13 protein-coding genes and 1 pseudogene are annotated in these 17,149 nt (G+C 69.9%); 10 read left to right on the top strand and 4 right to left on the bottom strand.

Translation table 11 applies throughout. From position 1 onward, the window contains the following. Positions 1–98: 98 nt before the first annotated feature. Positions 99–3,002, bottom strand: a complete 2,904-nt coding sequence (locus tag ABZ930_RS08250; RefSeq protein ID WP_361543403.1) for a CBM35 domain-containing protein — start codon at positions 3,000–3,002, stop codon at positions 99–101. Positions 3,003–3,600: 598 nt separating this feature from the next. Here ABZ930_RS08250 and ABZ930_RS08245 point away from each other — a divergent pair. The 5 genes from ABZ930_RS08245 (at position 3,601) to ABZ930_RS08225 (ending at position 9,834) form a co-directional block, all read left to right on the top strand. Beyond that, positions 3,601–4,971, top strand: coding sequence for an extracellular solute-binding protein (locus ABZ930_RS08245; protein ID WP_361543400.1), 1,371 nt, complete (start codon positions 3,601–3,603; stop codon positions 4,969–4,971). A 101-nt stretch (positions 4,972–5,072) separates the two neighbouring features. After that, positions 5,073–6,035 (top strand): sugar ABC transporter permease, encoded by a 963-nt coding sequence (locus ABZ930_RS08240; RefSeq protein WP_361543397.1) that lies wholly within the window; start codon positions 5,073–5,075, stop codon positions 6,033–6,035. 11 nt (positions 6,036–6,046) lie between these two features. Continuing rightward, positions 6,047–6,958, top strand: a complete 912-nt coding sequence (locus ABZ930_RS08235) for a carbohydrate ABC transporter permease (RefSeq protein WP_361543394.1) — start codon at positions 6,047–6,049, stop codon at positions 6,956–6,958. A gap of 61 nt (positions 6,959–7,019) precedes the next feature. Next, positions 7,020–8,681 carry an alpha-amylase family glycosyl hydrolase gene (locus tag ABZ930_RS08230; RefSeq protein WP_361543391.1) on the top strand — a complete coding sequence of 554 codons (1,662 nt, stop codon included), beginning with the start codon at positions 7,020–7,022 and terminating at the stop codon, positions 8,679–8,681. A 100-nt stretch (positions 8,682–8,781) separates the two neighbouring features. Continuing rightward, positions 8,782–9,834: a LacI family DNA-binding transcriptional regulator gene (locus tag ABZ930_RS08225; protein ID WP_361543388.1), complete on the top strand. Its 1,053-nt coding sequence runs from the start codon at positions 8,782–8,784 to the stop codon at positions 9,832–9,834. Between the two features lie 9 nt (positions 9,835–9,843). On the opposite strand, the gene ABZ930_RS08220 is transcribed toward ABZ930_RS08225, so the two are convergent. Both ABZ930_RS08220 and sigJ read right to left on the bottom strand, forming a co-directional pair. Further along, entirely contained in the window at positions 9,844–10,356 is a 513-nt protein-coding gene (locus ABZ930_RS08220; RefSeq protein ID WP_361543385.1) for a VOC family protein, read from the bottom strand. Continuing rightward, positions 10,344–11,276 (bottom strand): RNA polymerase sigma factor SigJ, encoded by a 933-nt coding sequence (gene sigJ / locus ABZ930_RS08215; RefSeq protein WP_361543382.1) that lies wholly within the window; start codon positions 11,274–11,276, stop codon positions 10,344–10,346. The genes ABZ930_RS08220 and sigJ overlap by 13 nt, the downstream gene beginning before the upstream one ends. 115 nt (positions 11,277–11,391) lie before the next feature. Between sigJ and ABZ930_RS08210 the strand changes: the two genes are divergently transcribed. Next, on the top strand, positions 11,392–11,904 hold the full coding sequence (locus ABZ930_RS08210) for a nuclear transport factor 2 family protein (protein WP_361543379.1): 513 nt from the start codon (positions 11,392–11,394) through the stop codon (positions 11,902–11,904). Between the two features lie 120 nt (positions 11,905–12,024). On the opposite strand, the gene ABZ930_RS08205 is transcribed toward ABZ930_RS08210, so the two are convergent. Further along, entirely contained in the window at positions 12,025–12,420 is a 396-nt protein-coding gene (locus ABZ930_RS08205) for a hypothetical protein (RefSeq protein ID WP_361543376.1), read from the bottom strand. A 203-nt stretch (positions 12,421–12,623) separates the two neighbouring features. Here ABZ930_RS08205 and ABZ930_RS08200 point away from each other — a divergent pair. The 4 genes and pseudogenes from ABZ930_RS08200 to ABZ930_RS08185 form a co-directional block, all read left to right on the top strand. Then, positions 12,624–13,517, top strand: a pseudogene (locus ABZ930_RS08200) (FAD-dependent oxidoreductase); the annotation flags it as partial. Then, positions 13,515–14,189, top strand: coding sequence for a GMC family oxidoreductase (locus ABZ930_RS08195; protein WP_361543484.1), 675 nt, complete (start codon positions 13,515–13,517; stop codon positions 14,187–14,189). The pseudogene ABZ930_RS08200 and the gene ABZ930_RS08195, both read left to right, overlap by 3 nt. Positions 14,190–14,250: 61 nt before the next feature. Next, the gene (locus ABZ930_RS08190; RefSeq protein ID WP_361543373.1) at positions 14,251–15,681 is read left to right on the top strand and encodes an aldehyde dehydrogenase family protein; all 1,431 of its coding nucleotides are present in this window, start codon (positions 14,251–14,253) and stop codon (positions 15,679–15,681) included. Then, a complete protein-coding gene (locus ABZ930_RS08185; RefSeq protein ID WP_361543370.1) occupies positions 15,678–16,820 on the top strand; it encodes a M20 family metallopeptidase in 1,143 nt (380 codons plus the stop codon). The genes ABZ930_RS08190 and ABZ930_RS08185 overlap by 4 nt, the downstream gene beginning before the upstream one ends. Positions 16,821–17,149: the final 329 nt, after the last annotated feature.

Here is a 17,149-nt window from a genome sequence, read left to right as displayed (position 1 = left end):
GGGGTGGATCACAGCGGATCGGAGGGGCCTCGCCGCTCGCACGGACGCGCCGGGTGACGACGGCGCGTCCGCACGGGCAGGGTTGTCGCCCCAGGTGCTCAGAAGCCGCTGTTGCCGCTTCCTCGGGTGAGGGTGAAGCCGGGGGAGTTGTTGAGCAGTCCGCCCGTCTCAGCGGTGACGGTGGTGTCGGAGACGGTCATGCCGCCGGTGACGTTGTTGAGGTCGAAGCCGTAGGTTCCGGCGTTCGTGATGGTGTCGTGGTCGAGGGTGAGGTTGCTGATCTGTTTGTCGTAGCTGAGCAGGACGCCCTGGTAGGTGCTGTCCTTGATGGTGTTGCCGTCGATGTGGACGGGCTGGGTGATGTCGGCGGTGTCGGCGTAGATCCACAGAGCGCCGATCGTGGTGGACCAGTTGATGTGGTACGAGCCGCAGCGGGTGAGGAGATTGTTCTCGACGTAGGTGGGAGCGCTGAAGCCCTGTCCGAAGTACGTGCTGATGGTGATGCCGGAGCCGAAGGCGACCGTGTCGCTGACGGCGTTGTTCTCCACGGTGTTGTCGCCGCCCCCGTAGACGCCGATCCCGTTGGCCTGGATGGGGAGTTGGACGGTGTTGTGGGAGACGGTGCTGTGCGTGACGTTGCCGTCCTCGGTGTCCAGGGCGATCGTGTCGTCGCCGGTGTTGCGCACGTGGGACTGCTCGATCCGGGTGTTGCCGGAACCGCCGTGGACGTGGAGACCGTCGGCGAAGACGTTGCGCACGCGGACGCCGGAGACGAGCAGGCCGTTGCCGGGCCGGGCCCACAGGCCGACCTTGGTGTGTTCCATCCACACGTTGGAGATGAGGGAGCCGGAGGCGAAGCTGCCTTCGATGGCGGCCGCGCCGGAGTCGTTGTTGCGTGAGGTCTGGTCGCCGAAGACGGACAGGTCGGCGATCTGGACCCGGCCGCCGTTCGAGAAGAGGCCGCCCGCTCCGTTCTCGGCGGTGGACGTGAGCGTCGTGTACCAGGGGCCCGCGCCGCGCAGAGCGACGCCGGACAGATTCACCCGGCCGGAGACGGTGTACGTGCCGGTGGGCAGCCACAGTCCCTTGCCCGCGCTCGCGGCGCTGCTCAGCGCCGAGTTGAGGGCGCTGGTCACGTCGTCCGACCCGGGCTTCACGCCGTGGTCGGCGGCGGAGACGTAGCCCGCCGGCATGGTGGCGGCGGCGTCGACGAGCTCGGTGTCGATCACGTCGACGGTGTACGAGGCGGCGGTGGAGCCGGCGTCCTTCTGCAGTTTCAGGACCGTGCCGGCCGGCCAGGTCGTGGAGTTGAGGTAGCGGACCTCGTCGAAGTAGTGGTGGCCGGTGGAGTCACCGGTGTTCCCCGGTGTGTTGGTGTCGTAGTAGCCGGCGCCGTACAGCCAGGAGAACTTGTTCGTGGTCTGCAGGTCCGTGACCTTGGTGGAGCCCGCGTAGAGGGACAGCGGGGCGGTGGTGACGGATCCGCTCGCGGTGTCGGGGATCGAGTAGCGCACGACGAGGGCGTTGGCCGGCTTGGTCAGGGTGATCCGCACGTACTGGCCGGTGGCGGTGAGCTTGACCGCGCTGCGGCCGGTGGATTCGGCGGACAGGCTGGGGTAGCTCGTGCTGACGGCCAGCTCGGTGCCGGTGGTGTCGGCGTCGGCCGCCCGGTACTCGGTGTAGGGCAGGGCCGCGCCCTGCGTGGGCAGGGCGGTGCCGCCGTCGACGGACACGCTGTCCAGCGCGACGTTTCCGCTGTCGCCGGAATCGGTCCGCAGGCCGATGAGGTTCAGGCCGCTGCGCAGCTCGGCGTTGACGGTGACATACACCCAGCCGCTCGCGGCGGGGAGGGACAGCCGGCTCGAACGGACGCCGTTCACGTACAGGGAGAGGGTCTGCGGGGCGCTGGTGGTGTTCCGGTAGGTGACCGCCACCGGATAGGTGCCGGCGGACGGCACGGCGGTGTCGATCACGGTCTCGGCGCCCTGCGCGGTGAAGCCGGTGAGATAGCCGCTGCCGGTGAACCCGGACAGCGACGTGGCGGTGGCGGGGCCGCCGGTGACGAAGGCGGTCTCCGCCTCGTAGGCCTTGCCCGGGGCGGCGGCGCCCCCGCCGGTGGGCGGTTCGGTGGAGTCGGAGGCGACGGTGATGTCGTCGAGGTTGACGTTGCCGCTGTCCGCGGAGTCGAAGCGGTAGGCGACGGTGTTGGAGCCGTTCTTCAGCGTCAGCGACTCGGTGCGTGTGGCCCAGGTGTTCCAGTCCGCGGTCGCCGCGAGTGAAGTGGTCAGTGCCTTGCCGCCGTTGACGTACACCGACAGTGTCTTCGCGGAGCCGGTCCCGTTGGCGTAGCGCAGTACCACATCGGTGGCCCCCGCGGAGGCGGCCGTGACGGTGAACGTGGTGGCGGCGGTGCCCTTGTTGGCGTCCGTGTAGCCGCCCACGTAGCCGGTGCCCTGGTAGCCGGGGTGTTCGGTCGCGGTCAGGGTTCCGCCGCTCAACGCCGCGGACTCGGCCTCGTACTGGCCAGCGGGCGTCGCGGGAGCGGCCTCGAGTGTGAGGGCGTCGATGTTCACGTTGCCGGTGTCGGAGGAGCCGAAGACGTAGGCGACCTTGGTGCTGCCCGAGGTCAGGTTCACCGGACTGGTCACGGTGGCCCAGGTGTTCCAGTCGGCGGTGGCCGGCAGGGAGACGGTGCCGGCCCTGGTCCCGCTCACGTAGAGGGAGAGGGTCTGCGTGCCACCGGTGCCGTTGGCGTACCGGAGGGTGGAGGTGTAGGCCCCGGCGACGCCCGCGGTGACGGTGAACGTGGTGGTGGCGGTGGACTTGGCGGTGTCGGTGTACCCGCCGACGAAGCCGCTGCCGGTGAAGCCCGAGTGGTCGCTCTGGACGACGGCCCCGCCGCTCAGGGCGGCGGATTCCGCCTGGTACGTGGTCGAGGCGGCCATTGCCGGGGTGCCGAGCCGGCCGAGCGCGGCGCACAGCACGGCCAGGATCGTGGCCACGAGAAGGAGTCGGGGTCTGGTCCGCACAGGGCGGAGCGCGGAGCCGAATCGAGGCATGGGGAACTCCCACGGATAAGAAGGGGGTGAGTGACGCGCACCGTAACGGTGGGGTGATGGCCGGGCAATGCGTGCGGACATCCGCGAATTCCACCGACGTGCCCAGTGAAATCGATTGCGTTCCTTGCGGACCCTCAACTACCCGCGAAGACAGGGTAGTTCGGCTCTGAAAAGGCGTGGGAGCGTGGAACGGAATTACGCTCCGGCGGTCGTCTTCTTGCCCCGCGTCTTGCGCTCTCCCGCCGTGTGGGCACTGCCGCGGTGGACGGCTGCGGGCCAGCTCAGTGCGGGTGCTCGCGCCCCGCTTCCCTGATGGGCGCACCGCATCGACCGATGCGTCGGCCGGGGACGCGGACGTCCGTGTCGAGTTTTTGCGTCGAGTTTCGTCGACAAATTTCTCGACGGCCCGCAGGTGTTATTGATGCTTTGCGCATCCAGATTTGAGTATTGCTCGGTGTTCGTGGTGCCCGTAACTTGTGCGTCACCTCGACGGGCCGCACACCGACATCGGGCCCATCCACTTCACCCTCAGGGACGATCCATGACCGGAATACCGGCGGGCAGAAACGCCCGCGTCGGCATCGCCGTGGCCGCGGCGGCCGCACTCGGCCTCACCGTGAGCGGCTGCGGAGCCTCCAGCGACGGATCCGCCTCCCCCGACGGCAGGATCACCATCACGGTGAACGACATGCCGGCCAAGACCGACCCGGTGAACCGCAAGATCTTCCTGCAGGACGTGGCCGCGTTCGAGAAGGCCAACCCGAAGATCCACGTGGTGCCGCACGAGGGCCAGATGGACCCTCAGACGTTCTCCGCCAAGCTGGCCGGAGGGCAGCTCGAGAACGCCTACTACGTCTACCTCACCGACCCGGCCGGCATCATCGCCAAGCACCAGGCGGCCGACATCACCGACCACCTCAAGGACCATCCCGAGGCCCAGCAGGTCAAGCCCGAGCTGCGCAAGGTCTTCCAGGACGAGGCCGGCCGCACCTACGGCGTGACCGAGGGCAACTACTCCATGGGCCTCGTCTACAACCGCACCCTGTTCAAGAAGGCGGGCCTGGACCCCGACAAGCCCCCCGCCACCTGGGACGAGGTCCGCGCGGACGCCAAGAAGATCTCCGCCCTGGGCAAGGGCATCACCGGCTACGGCGACTACAGCAAGTCGAACACGGGCGGCTGGCACTTCACCGCCGAGATGTACTCCCGCGGCGGCGACGTGGCCAAGCAGCAGCCCGACGGTTCCTGGAAGGCCGACTTCGACAACGCCACCGGCCGGGCCGTCCTCCAGCAGCTGCACGACATGCGCTGGACCGACGACTCCATGGGACAGCGCCAACTGCTCGAATGGGCCGACCTGTTGCAGATGATGGGCTCGGGCAAGCTGGGCATGTACCTGGCCACCTCCGACAACATCCCCACCATCGCCGCGCAGTACAAGGGCGACCCGAAGGAGTACGGACTGGGCCCCATGCCGGAGGGCAAGGGCACCCTGGCCGGTGGCGGCGGGTTCATGTTCAACCCGAAGAACAGCACCGCGCAGACCAAGGCCGCCCTCGCCTGGGTCATGTACAAGTACGAGAACCCCGACCGCATCACGCTCGGCCAGAAGCGCGCCGCCGACCACGACCAGCCCGTCGGCCTGCCCGAACCCAACATCTGGACCGGCGCCGCGCAGAAGACCAAGGCGGCGGCCGACAAGAAGTACGCGAACCAGCCCGTCGCCAACTACGCGCCGTTCAGCGCCTCCATCGGCAAGATCCCGCTCAAGCTCGAACCGCCGCAGGCACAGAAGGTCTACGCCGTCCTGGACACCGCCATGGCCAAGGTGCTCACGCAGAAGGACGCCGACATCGACAAGCTGCTCTCCGACGCCTCGAAGCAGGTCGACTCGCTGCTCGCCGCCCAGTAGCACCCGCCCGGCACCCCGTGGCAGGGCCGTGCCGCCGCACCCGACCCCGCGGCACGGCCCCCGCACGTCCTCGAACAGCCCCGAACCACAAGGGAGAACCCATGGCGACGTCCCTCGCGCCGCGTCGCAGCGAAGTCCATCAGCCCGCGGCCGCGCCCGCCCCCGCCGGACCGCCCGGCCGAGGGGACCGACTCCGCCGGAGGATCACGGACAACGCTCTGGCCTACGGCTTCCTCGCAGCCGGGATCCTCAGCTTCGCCTACTTCTCCTGGTATCCGCTCGTCCGCGGCATCACCCTGAGCTTCCAGCAGGACAACCTCATCACCGACCCGCAGTGGATCGGCCTGGGCAACTACCGCACCCTGTTCGCCGACCCGCTGTTCTGGACCGCGTGGAAGAACACCGCCGAGTTCACCGGCCTCGCGCTCGTGTTCGGCTACGCCGTGCCGTTCGTGATCGCGATCCTCCTCAACGAACTGCGGCACTTCAAGGCCTACTTCCGGATCGCCGTGTACCTGCCGGTCATGCTCCCGCCGATCGTCAGCGTCATGCTCTGGCAGTACTTCTACGATCCCGGCCAGGGCCTGTTCAACACCCTCCTGCACGGCGCGCACCTGCCGACGTCCCAGTGGGTGCAGTCACCGCACACGGCCATGATCTCCCTCGTCCTCGTCTCCACCTGGGCCAACATGGGCGGCGCCACCCTCATGTACCTCGCCGCCCTGCAGTCCATCCCCGGCGAGCTCTACGAGGCCGCCGAACTGGACGGCGCCGGCATGTGGGCCCGACTGCGGCACGTCACCGTCCCGCAGATGCGCTTCGTCATGCTGGTCCTGCTCCTCCTCCAGGTCATCTCGACGATGCAGGTGTTCATCGAGCCCTTCCAGATGACCGGCTTCACCAACCCCTCCACCATCACCGTGATGACGCTCATCTACCGCTACGCCTTCGCCGTCAACAACGACTTCGGTCTCGCCGCCGCGATGAGCGTCCTCCTCTTCGTCGTACTCGCCGTCTTCGCCGCCGTCTATCTGCGCCTGACCCGCGACGGCGACCAGGGCTGAGGGAGAAGCACATGTCCAGGACCAGCCCCTCCGCCGACCCGGCGCAGCGCAGCCTGATCTCCACCAAAGAGCTCGCACGCCCCCGCAACCGGCGCCTCTACTACGCGATCCTCACCCTGACGGTGATCGCCTTCGCCGCCGCGTTCCTCTACCCGCTGTACTGGATGGCCAGTTCGGCGCTGGAGACACCGCGCCAGTTCGCCGAGCAGACCCCGACCCTGTGGCCCAAGTCCGTGCACCTGAGCGCCTACAAGGACGCCTGGACACAGATGGACATCGCCCACTTCTTCCTCAACACCGTGTACTACGCGGCCGGGGGATGGGCGATCCAGATGGCCGTCGACGTCTGCGCCGCCTACTCGCTGTCGAAACTGCGCCCGGCCTTCGGCAACGTCGTCTTCGCCGGCATGCTCGCCAGCCTCATGCTGCCCGCCGCGGCGCTCCTCGTACCCGCCTATCTGACGGTCAACGACCTCCCGCTGCTCCACCTCAACCTCATCAACACCCCCTGGGCCCTCTGGCTGCCCGGAGCGGCCAACGCCTTCAACATCTACGTGCTGCGCCGCTTCTTCGACCAGATCCCCACCGACATCCTCGACGCCGCCGCCATCGACGGCGCCTCCCGCCTCCAGGTGCTGCTGCGCATCGTCCTGCCCCTGTCCCGGCCCGTCCTCGCCGTGGTCTCCATCTTCTCGGTCGTCGGCATGTGGAAGGACTTCCTGTGGCCCCTGCTGGTGCTGCAGGACCCGGACAAGCAGACGCTGTCCGTGGCCCTGCACCGGCTGTCCACGTCCACCACCCAGGTGCCGCCCACCGAGATGATCGCCGGACTCGCCATCGCCGCGGTCCCGATGATCGTGCTCTTCCTCTTCTTCCAGCGGCACATCATCAGCGGCCTGTCCGCGGGCGCCCTCAAGGGCTAGCGGTACGCCGCCCAGATCTCCCGCCGCCGTCACCGCACCCCTCATTCAAGGAGCTCCCTCCGTGGCCCGATCCGCAGACGCCCACGACGAATGGTGGCGCCACGCCGTCATCTACCAGGTCTATCCGCGCTCGTTCGCCGACGCCGACGGCGACGGCATCGGAGACCTCGCCGGCGTCCGCCAGCACCTGCGCCACCTGGCCGAACTCGGCGTCGACGCCCTCTGGTTCAGCCCCTGGTACGCGTCGCCGCAGGCCGACGCCGGTTACGACGTCGCCGACTACCGGCGCATCGACCCCGCCTTCGGAGACCTGGCCGAGGCTGAGGCGCTCATCGCCGAAGCGCACGCCCTGGGCCTGCGCATCATCGTCGACATCGTCCCCAACCACGTCTCCGACCAGCACGCCTGGTTCAAGGAGGCCGTCGCAGCGGCCCCCGGTGCCGAGGCCCGCGACCTGTTCTGGTTCCGCCCCGGCCGCGGCCCGGACGGCGAACTCCCGCCCAACACCTGGCAGTCCGTCTTCGGCGGCCCCGCCTGGACCCGTGTCACCCACCCCGACGGCAGCCCGGGGGAGTGGTACCTCCACCTCTTCGCACCCGAACAGCCCGACCTCAACTGGAACAACCCCAAGGTCCGCGAGGAACACGAGGACGTCCTGAGGTTCTGGTTCGACCGCGGAGCCGACGGCGTCCGCATCGACTCGGCCACGATGCCCGCCAAGGACCCCTCGCTGCCCGAGTTCGCCCCGGACGCCACACCGCCAGACCACCCCTACATCGACCGCGACGACGTCCACTCCATCTACCGCTCCTGGCGCGCCATCGCCTCCGGGTACGAACCCGCCCGCGCCCTCATCGGCGAGGTGTGGCTCGCCGACCCGGACCGCTTCGCCCGCTATCTGCGCAGCGACGAGATGCACACGGCCTTCAACTTCGACTACCTCAACAGCCCGTGGGACCCCAGCGCCCTGCGCACCGTCATCCAGGACACCCTCGACGCCCACGCAGGTGTGGGCGCCGCGCCCACCTGGGTGCTCTCCAACCACGACGTGACCCGGCACGTCACCCGCTACGGCAGAGCCGACACCTCCTACGGGCACGCGCTGCGCCAGCACGGCACCCCCACGGACCTGGTGCTGGGGACCCGCAGGGCCCGCGCTGCCCTCCTCCTCGCCCTGGCGCTTCCCGGCGCGCACTACCTCTACCAGGGGGAGGAGCTGGGCCTGTGGGAGGTCGAGGACATCCCCGCCCACCTGCGGCAGGACCCGATCTTCCACCGCACCGCGGGACAGGACGTCGGCCGCGACGGATGCCGCGTCCCCCTGCCGTGGTCCGGCGAGGAGCCCCCCTTCGGTTTCAGCCCCACGACGACCGCAGGCAGGACGACGGCACCCACCTGGCTGCCCCAGCCGACGGCCTGGGCCGGCCACACCGTCCAGGACCAGCAGGCGGATCCGGACTCCATGCTCACGTTCTACCGCGGCGCGCTCGCCGCCCGCCGCCGTCACGCGAGCAGCCTGCGCGGCGACTCCTTCCGATGGCTCGACGCCGACCCGCGGGTTCTCGCCTTCCAGCGCGGGCCCGGCTTCGTCTGCGTCGCCAACCTGTCCACCGCCGAGCAGCCGCTGCCCCCGCACAGCGACATCCTGGTCGGCAGCGCGACCGGCACACCCTCCCGCGACACGGTGGCACCCGACACCACGGTGTGGCTGCGCACCGACTGACATCACGCACCGTCGGGGCCGTCGGCGACCGCCGGCCCCGACCGCCGCGGCGGCATCCCGCTTCACCGGCATCCCGCTTCACCGACAGAAAGCACCTCTCATGGCTCGCAGGCTCTCCGAAGTGGCCCGCCGCGTTGGCGTCAGCGAAGCAACCGTCAGCCGCGTCCTCAACAACAAACCCGGAGTCTCCGACACCACGCGCAAAGCGGTGCTCACCGCCGTCGACGTCCTCGGCTACGAACGGCCCACCCAACTGCGCGGCAGCAGCTCCCGCCTCGTCGGACTCGTCCTGCCCGAGCTGCAGAACCCCATCTTCCCCGCGCTCGCCGAAGTCGCCGGCGGCGCACTGGTCCAGCTCGGCTTCACCCCCGTACTGTGCACGCGGACCGCCGGCGGACTCACCGAGGCCGAATACGTGTCCATGCTGCTCGATCAGCATGTGAGCGGTGTGATCTTCTGCGGCGGACTCAACGCCCAGGAGTACGAGGCTCTCGCACAGCGCGGAGTGCCCGTCGTTCTTCTGAACGCCGCCGTCACCCAGCCGCCCACCAGCCAGGCCGGCACGGGGTTCCCCCAGGTCTCCACCGATGACGCGACCGCCGTCGAACAGGCCCATGCGCATCTCACCGCGCTCGGTCACACCCGGATCGGGCTCCTGGTCGGCCCCTCCGACCACGGGCCCTCCCGCCGCAAGGCCGACGCCTTCGCCCGTCTGACAGCACGCCACACGCCGCACGCCCGTGACCAACTCGTCGGCCATGCGCTGTTCTCGTTCGAGGGCGGGCAGGCGGCCACGACCGAACTCCTCCAGCAGCAGGTCACCGGCCTCATCTGCGGCAGCGACATCCTGGCCCTCGGCGCCATCAAAGCGGCTCGCCGGTCGGGTCTGTCCGTCCCCGGCGACCTGTCCGTCGTCGGCTACGACGACTCCGCGTTCATGAACTACACCAACCCGCCCCTGACGACCCTGCGCCAGCCCATCGAAGCCATGTCCCGGGCCGCCGTCACCCTCCTGGCCAACCAGATCGGGGGTGTCCCCACCAGCGCCAACGAGCTCCTCCACGAGCCCGAACTGGTGGTCCGCAGCTCCACCGCGCCGCCCTCCCGGCAGCGCCGGATACGGCCCGTCGCGGGGGTGGCCATGGGCGCGTGAGGCGAGCGGCTAGTGACCGCCTATGTCCGAGAAAGCCTGCGCGGTGAGTTCCTGAAAGTCGGCGAGCGGTACGTCACGCAGGCGCTGTGTCAGCCCCCAGCGATGGCCGAACGGGTCCAGCAGCTGTCCCTCCCGCTCGCCCCAGAAGGTGTCGCCCAACGGGCGCACGACGGTGGCTCCGGCGTCGACGGCCCGCTGCCAGACGGCGTCGACGTCGTCGGTGTGCAGGTAGACGGCGCCGTAGGTGCCGCCGAAGTGCTGTGGGCCGAAGGACGTCAGCTCAGGGAACTCGTCGGCCAGCATGACCGTGAGCGTCCCGATGCGGATCCGGACGTGGATCAGCCTGCCGTCGGGCACCACCAGCCGGGTCAGTTCCTCGGCCCCGAACGCTTTCCGGTACCAGGCCGACGCGCCGTCGGCGCCGCGGGTGGTGAGGTGCACGGTGTGGGAAGTCAACGACATCGTCAGACCTTTCGAGAGGAGGACGAGGACGGTGCGGGTGATGCGGGTCAGGCGGTCCAAGGTCGCAACTTGTCCGGGTTGCGGATCGCCCAGATGCTCTTGATGCGGTCGTGCGTGAAGTCGAACGCGTAGACGCTCAGTACGTCCTCGCCGTTCAGGGCGACGAGTCCGGGCTGGCCGTTGACGGTGCGTTCGTGAAGGTCGAGCCGGTCGGCAAGGTGCGCCAGCCGCACCAGGAACCGGGCGACCGCATCCCGCCCCCGGAGCGGAACCGGAGACGCCGATGTGCGACCGCCACCGTCGGCGGTCGCGACGACCGAGGGGTCGAGCAGCCTGACCAGAGCGTCGATGTCCTTCCTCTGCCACGCCTGCCGGAATTCGTGGACGACCGCGGAACGCCGTGGCACCCCCAGTTCGCGGGTGCGGGCGGCAGCGACCCGGCGACGGCCGGCGGACGCGAGTTGCCGGCACGCTCCGGGACTGCGGCCGACGATCTCGGCCACCTCGCCGAAGGGCATCCGGAACACGTCGTGCAGCATGAAGGCGACACGTTCCGCCGGCGTCATCGCGTCGAGGACGACCAGGAACGCCATCTCGACGGACTCGTCCAACGTGATGTGGTCGGCCGGATCGGTCGCCGTCGAGCCCGGCGGGAGTCCGTTCCGCTCGGCCCGTGCGGGCAGCGGCTCGGGGATCCACTCGCCGACGTACCGTTCGCGTCGCACGCGTGCCGACCGCAGGTGGTCGAGACAGACCCGGCTCACGACGGTGGTCAGCCACGCGCTCGGGGAGGAGATCGCGGCGCGGCGTGCTTCAGGGAGCGCGAACCAGCGCGTGTAGGTCTCCTGGACGGCGTCCTCCGCCTCGGTCAGCGAGCCGAGCAGCCGGTACGCGACATTCGACAGGACACGGTGTGCGGACTCGGGCGGACCGCCGTCCGGTCGCGCCCGGGGCTCGTCGCGTCCGTCTGTGATCCTCATCGGCCGAGTTCCCTTCGCCGGCTTGGTACGGGCTGTCCTCGTTCCTATGACGCACCAGAGCCCGCCGATGTCAGGCGTCGGCGCCTGCCGACCGTTCTCCTGACAATCCCGCGCGATGCACCGTCGGTTCGCAGTGACGGCGAACGGGAGTCCGTCACCGAGCCGAGGAGAGATCGCGATGAGAAGAGAAGCGGCAGAGCCGGAAGAGCTGCGAAGCCTCAGGGACCGGATCGAGATCGACGCACTGCGCGCGGAGTTCACGGACGCGGCGATGATGAACGACCATGTCCGGCTTGCCGCGCTGTTCGTCGCGGAGGGCGTTCTCAGGATCCCGGAGGCCGGAATCGAGCTCGTCGGCCGCGACAGCATCCGACGGCTCGGACAACAGCGTGAGGCCGGCTTCGAGGTCTTCGTGCAGACGACCCATCCCGGGGCGGTCTCCGTGTCGGGAGACACCGCGACCGGCCGCGCCTACCTCAGTGAGGTCATCCGGATGCGTGACGGCGCCGCACACCTCAACCACGGGATCTACCACGACCGCTACCGACGCACACCCCACGGCTGGCGCTTCACCGAGCGCGTGTACGAGATACGTCACCGGGAGGAGTCATCCACAGCGGAGCACTGAGGCCTGCCTTCGTAGGAGGCCGCACATGAGAGGGCGAGAGGCAGCAGGGGACCACCTCCGCGCAGGCCGTCGAGACACTGGGTGAATTCGGCACCCTGGTGCAGGGAGCTGAGGACACTTCTACGTACCGCCGGGATACTCGTCGAGCAGACGTCGCAGATTCCGCACCATGAAGGCGTAGTAGGTGTGCATCTCGCGCAGCCGCGCCTGCTGAACCTCCGGCATGCCCCGGCCTCGCTCCTGCGCGGCCCGCGCGAGTTCGAGCAGCTGCTCGGTCTGGTGGAGCTGGTGCTGGAGGCAGCCGACCCACGCGTCGTCGCGCCACGCGTACACCGCCTGGCGCACACCGGGCACCTTGACCCGTTCGACCGTCCCGTTCGCGATGAGCAGGCGGGTCATCTCCGACGTCGAACCCTTGCTGGCCCCGAGGGTGGCCTGGAGCTCCGACAGGGTCAGGGGAGCGGGGCTGAGCATCAGGACGCCCGCCAGCCGCCCGGCGATGGGCGGCCATCCCATCGCGCGCCCGATCCGCTGACCGAAATCCTCGATCAGTGGCCGGTCGTCCCCGGCTGGACTGTTGTCGGCGGCTGGCGACACCGATTCCCCCTGTACGGAAAAAACTGAATATTCATTCTTGACTGAACTTTCTTGGTACGTCAGATTACCAGCATCCGCGTGGGAGTCACCGGCGCGGGACGCTCCCGCATCAAGGAGTAGAGATGGCAGAACACGTTCGCGACCTGATCGTCGTCGGTGCGGGCTCCGCGGGTGCGGCGATCGCCGTCCGCGCCGCCGCCCGGGGCCGGCGGGTCCTCCTGCTGGAGGCGGGCCCCGACTACCGCTCGGCGCAGATGCCGGAGGTGTGGCGCTCGCCCAATCCCGTGGTGGCCCTCATGGACCCCACGGCCTCGGAACATCTCGTGTGGACCGGCCTGAACTCCTCGCGCACCGAGAAGCAGCCGCAGGCCCCGTACTGGCGCGGCCGCGGCGTCGGCGGCAGTTCGTCGGTCAACGGACAGATCGCGATCCGGCCGCCCATGGAGGACTTCGAGGAATGGGCCCGGCTCGGCTGCACCGGCTGGGCGCCCGACGACGTACTGCCCTACTTCGCGAGGCTGGAGGACGACTAGGAGTTCGGCGACCAGCCCTACCACGGCCGTGGCGGACCGACCCCGATCCACCGGACCCGGCAGGACGACTGGGGCGGCGCCGACCGCGCCCTGGCCGGCTCGGCCCTGGCCGCGGGGTTCGGCTGGGCACCCGACGTCAACGCCCCCGGCGCCACCGGCGTCTCGCCGTACCCGATCAACTCCCGTGACGCCCGCCGTGTCAGCGTCAACGACGCCTACCTCGAACCCGCACGCGAACTGGCCGGTCTCACCATCCGCGGCGACGCGCTCGTGGACACCGTCCTCTTCGAGAACGACCGGGCGATCGGTGTCCGCGCGGTGATCGACGGATCGCCCGTCACCGAGTACGCGGACGAGGTGATCCTCAGCGCCGGAGTGATCCACTCCCCGGCGATCCTGCTGCGTTCGGGCATCGGCCCCGCCGGCCCGCTGCGGGCGTTGGGCATCGAGGTCCGCCAGGACCTGCCGGTCGGTCTCGGTATGCAGGACCACGCGATGGCGGTGCTCTCGCTGCCGCTGCGGGCCGAAGCCGCCATCAAGTCACCGCACGACCGGCACACCAATGTGTGCGTGCGCTGGTCCAGTACGACGGGTACGCACTCCGACGACCTCATGTTCGTCTCGCTCAACCAGAACGTGCTGGCCATGGCCACGGCGAACACCGAGGCGCACGCGGGCGGCTTCGGCGTCTGGCTGAACCGGACCCACTCGCGCGGCGAACTCGCCCTGGTCTCCACCGACCCCTCGGTACACCCGTACGTCGCTCAGCGGATGCTGTCCGACGAGCGGGACCTCGCCCCGATGAGGGAAGGGGTGCGCGCCCTGGTCGAGTTGAGCGGCGCCGCCGAGACGGCCGCCGTCGTCGGGGGATCGATCGAGGAGGCGAACCGTCCCCTGTTCGAGGCCCTGGCGAACGACGGCGACCTCGACGACCACCTGCTGGCCACCGTCCTCGACGCCCAGCACGGCACGAGCACCTGCCGGATGGGCGCGCCCGGTGCCGCCGACACGGTCGTGGACCCGGCGTGCCGGGTCCAGGGTGTCCGGGGCCTGCGGGTCGTGGACGCCTCGATCTTCCCTTCCGTACCCCGGGCCAACACCAACCTCACCGCGATCATGACCGGCGAACTCATGGCCGACCGGCTCGACGGCTGACCCCCACCCCGCACCGAGAAGCCCGACCCCGCCCCCGTACCGAACAGAAACGGGCACCACCATGGAAACCCTCCAGAACCTCATCGGCGGCCGATGGGAAGAGCCGGCCGGCGAAGACGTCGTCGCCGTGGTCGACCCCGCCACCGAGGAGACCCTCGCGCGGTTCGGTGTGAGCAGCGCCCACGATGTCGGCCGAGCCGTGGCCGCTGCGGGCGCGGCGCAGTCCGCGTGGGCCGCGCGCACCGTGGCGCGGCGCGTGGAACGCATCCACGCCTGGGCCGACACCATCGCCGCGCACGCCGGGGAACTGGCCGAACTGGAATGCCGGGAGATGGGCAAACCGGTCGGTATCGGTCGCTCCTTCGTCGAAGGTGCCGTGGCCGGGCTGAAGGCCGCCGCGGACCAGGCGCTCACCTACCCGTTCAGTGACTCGGTGACCGGTCCGGCGGGGGAGCGGACCGACATCGTCCGGCATCCGCTCGGCGTGACCGCCGTGATCACTCCGTGGAACTTTCCCGTCGTCATGGTGCTCGGCGCCCTCGGCCCCCTGCTCGCCGCCGGGAACACCGTCGTGGTCAAGCCCTCCGAGCGATCCCCGCTCTCCACGGTGCGGCTCTTCGAACTGGCCGCCTCGCTGCCCGCGGGAGTCCTGAACCTGGTCCTCGGCGACGGCCGCACCGGCGCGGCGCTGACGGAACACGACGAGGTACAGCTCGTCCACTTCACCGGCTCGGTCGGGGCCGGTCGCGCCGTCGGAACGGCGACCGGGCACCGTCTGAGCCGCTGCCTGCTCGAACTCGGCGGAAAGGACGCCGTCGTGATCGACGCCGGAGTCGATCCGGTGGCCACCGCGCAGGCCGTCGCGTTCGGCGCGTTCATCAACACCGGCCAGATCTGCACCTCCATGGAGCGGATCTACGTCCATGAGCGGATCGCGGACGAGTTCGTCGAGGCACTCGTCGCCACGGCGGGCACCTTCACCATCGGCGACGGTCGCGACCCCGCCACGGTCCTCGGTCCCCTCGTCGACGCCCGGCAGCGCGACACCGTCCGACGCCATGTCGAGGACGCCGTCGACAAGGGCGCCACCGTGCGAACGGGCGGGGCCGTACCGGAGCGCCCCGGCTACTTCTACCCGGCGACCGTGCTCACCGGCGTCGACGACTCCATGCTCGTGATGACCGAGGAGACCTTCGGCCCCGTGGCGCCCGTCACCGTCGTGTCCAGCTTCGAGGAGGGGCTCACCCGCGCGGCTGCCTCCCGCTACGGACTCGCCGCCACCGTGTACACCGACGACCCCGAGCACATCGAGGCGGCCGCACGTCTGCCCGTCGGCGTCGTCTGGGTCAACCAGTGGCAGGGCGGCGGCCCCGAGCGACTGTACGAACCCGCCCGCGACAGCGGCATGGGCGCCACCGGAGCCCGGGCCGCCTACGACGCGGCGACCCGGCCCGCCGCCGTGCACGTCGCCGCCCCGGCGGCCGCCCGGTGAGCGCCGCCAAGGAAGCCGCGGCACGCAACATCCGTGCCGCGGCGGACGAACTGATCGCCCTGTCCCACCGGATCCACGCTCACCCCGAGCTCGCCTTCGAGGAACATCTCGCCAGCCGCTGGGTCGCCGACGCCCTGAGCGGCGCGGGGTTCGAGGTCCGGCACGGATACTGCGATCTGCCGACCGCCGTGGAAGCGACGATCGGCACCGGGCCGACCCACATCGCGATCTGCGCGGAGTACGACGCCCTGCCCGACATCGGACACGCCTGCGGCCACAACATCATCGCCGCCGCGGCCGTCGGCGCGGGCATCGGACTCGCCCCCTTGGCGGACGAACTCGGCCTGACCGTACGGGTATTGGGCACTCCCGCCGAGGAAGGCGGCGGAGGCAAGGTGCTGATGCTGGAAAGGGGTGCCTTCGACGGCGTGCACGCGGCCATGATGGTTCATCCCGCTGCGGTCGAGATGGCGGCGATGCCCGGCCTGGCCGTCACCCAGTTCGACGTGACCTACGAGGGCAAGGCGGCACACGCCGGTGCCTACCCCGAGCTCGGCGTCAACGCGGCGGACGCGATGACCGTCGCCCAGGTGGCCATCGGGCTGCTGCGCCAGCAGACCACCGCCGCCGATCGCATCCATGGCATCGTCACCCACGCCGGATCCGCCGCCAACGTCATCCCCGAGGCCGGTCGCGGCCACTGGATCGTGCGCAGCGACAACCTGAACGCCCTGCGGCCGTTGGCCGAGCGGGTGCACCGCTGCTTCGAGGCGGGCGCGCTGGCCACCGGCTGCGACCTGTCCATCACGCCGGTCGGCCCCGACTACGCCGACCTGCGACCGGACCGGGCCCTGCTGGACCTGTGGGTCGCCAACGCGACGGCGCTCGGCCGCCACTTCCCCGACCTGCCGAACAGCGTCGCGGGCGCCGCCACCGACATGGGAAACGTGTCCCACGTCGTGCCCACCATCCACCCCATGCTGGGACTCGACTGCGGCCCCGCGGTCAACCACCAGCCGGAATTCACCGCCGCGTGCGTCACACAGGCAGCGGACCTGGCCGTACTCGACGGGGCGACCGGCATGGCCTGGACGGCCATCGACGTGGCCGCCGGGGCCGGACGGCGTACGGACAATTGAGTGACGTCGACGCCGTCCGGCGGTGAGACGACCGCACCGGACTCCGGCCCCGGCCGTGGTCATGCAACCCGGCGGTCCCCGCGTCGGCCCGCCGGCGACGGGACCGTCACCTCGTCCTGCACTTCGTCCAGGAAACCCTCGGGGTAGGCAGGGGCCACGAACAAGTCCTGCCACTGCGGCTTCGGCCCGGCCGGGGCACGTCTGGTCACCGTCTCGACCCGCTGCTGCTGAACCATCTCGCGCACGTCCTACCTCACTCACCCACGAATACGACCGCCGCAGAATCACACACGCGGCGCACGGCTGCACGGCAGCCCCACTAAGAGTGT

Source organism: Streptomyces sp. NPDC046716, assembly GCF_040645755.1.
Classification (GTDB): Bacteria; Actinomycetota; Actinomycetes; order Streptomycetales; family Streptomycetaceae; genus Streptomyces.
Note: the sequence above shows the minus strand (reverse complement) of the source record. Positions and strands in the feature narration are given on the sequence as shown.

What these genes read in the sequence shown, in the direction of transcription:
- ABZ930_RS08245 (WP_361543400.1), top strand. Translation starts at nt 3,601, where the DNA reads ATGACCGGAATACCGGCGGGCAGAAACGCCCGCGTCGGCATCGCCGTG.
- ABZ930_RS08240 (WP_361543397.1), top strand. Translation starts at nt 5,073, where the DNA reads ATGGCGACGTCCCTCGCGCCGCGTCGCAGCGAAGTCCATCAGCCCGCG.
- ABZ930_RS08235 (WP_361543394.1), top strand. Translation starts at nt 6,047, where the DNA reads ATGTCCAGGACCAGCCCCTCCGCCGACCCGGCGCAGCGCAGCCTGATC.
- ABZ930_RS08225 (WP_361543388.1), top strand. Translation starts at nt 8,782, where the DNA reads ATGGCTCGCAGGCTCTCCGAAGTGGCCCGCCGCGTTGGCGTCAGCGAA.
- sigJ (WP_361543382.1), bottom strand. Translation starts at nt 11,276, where the DNA reads ATGAGGATCACAGACGGACGCGACGAGCCCCGGGCGCGACCGGACGGC.
- ABZ930_RS08210 (WP_361543379.1), top strand. Translation starts at nt 11,392, where the DNA reads ATGCACCGTCGGTTCGCAGTGACGGCGAACGGGAGTCCGTCACCGAGC.
- ABZ930_RS08205 (WP_361543376.1), bottom strand. Translation starts at nt 12,420, where the DNA reads ATGGGATGGCCGCCCATCGCCGGGCGGCTGGCGGGCGTCCTGATGCTC.
- ABZ930_RS08195 (WP_361543484.1), top strand. Translation starts at nt 13,515, where the DNA reads ATGCAGGACCACGCGATGGCGGTGCTCTCGCTGCCGCTGCGGGCCGAA.
- ABZ930_RS08190 (WP_361543373.1), top strand. Translation starts at nt 14,251, where the DNA reads ATGGAAACCCTCCAGAACCTCATCGGCGGCCGATGGGAAGAGCCGGCC.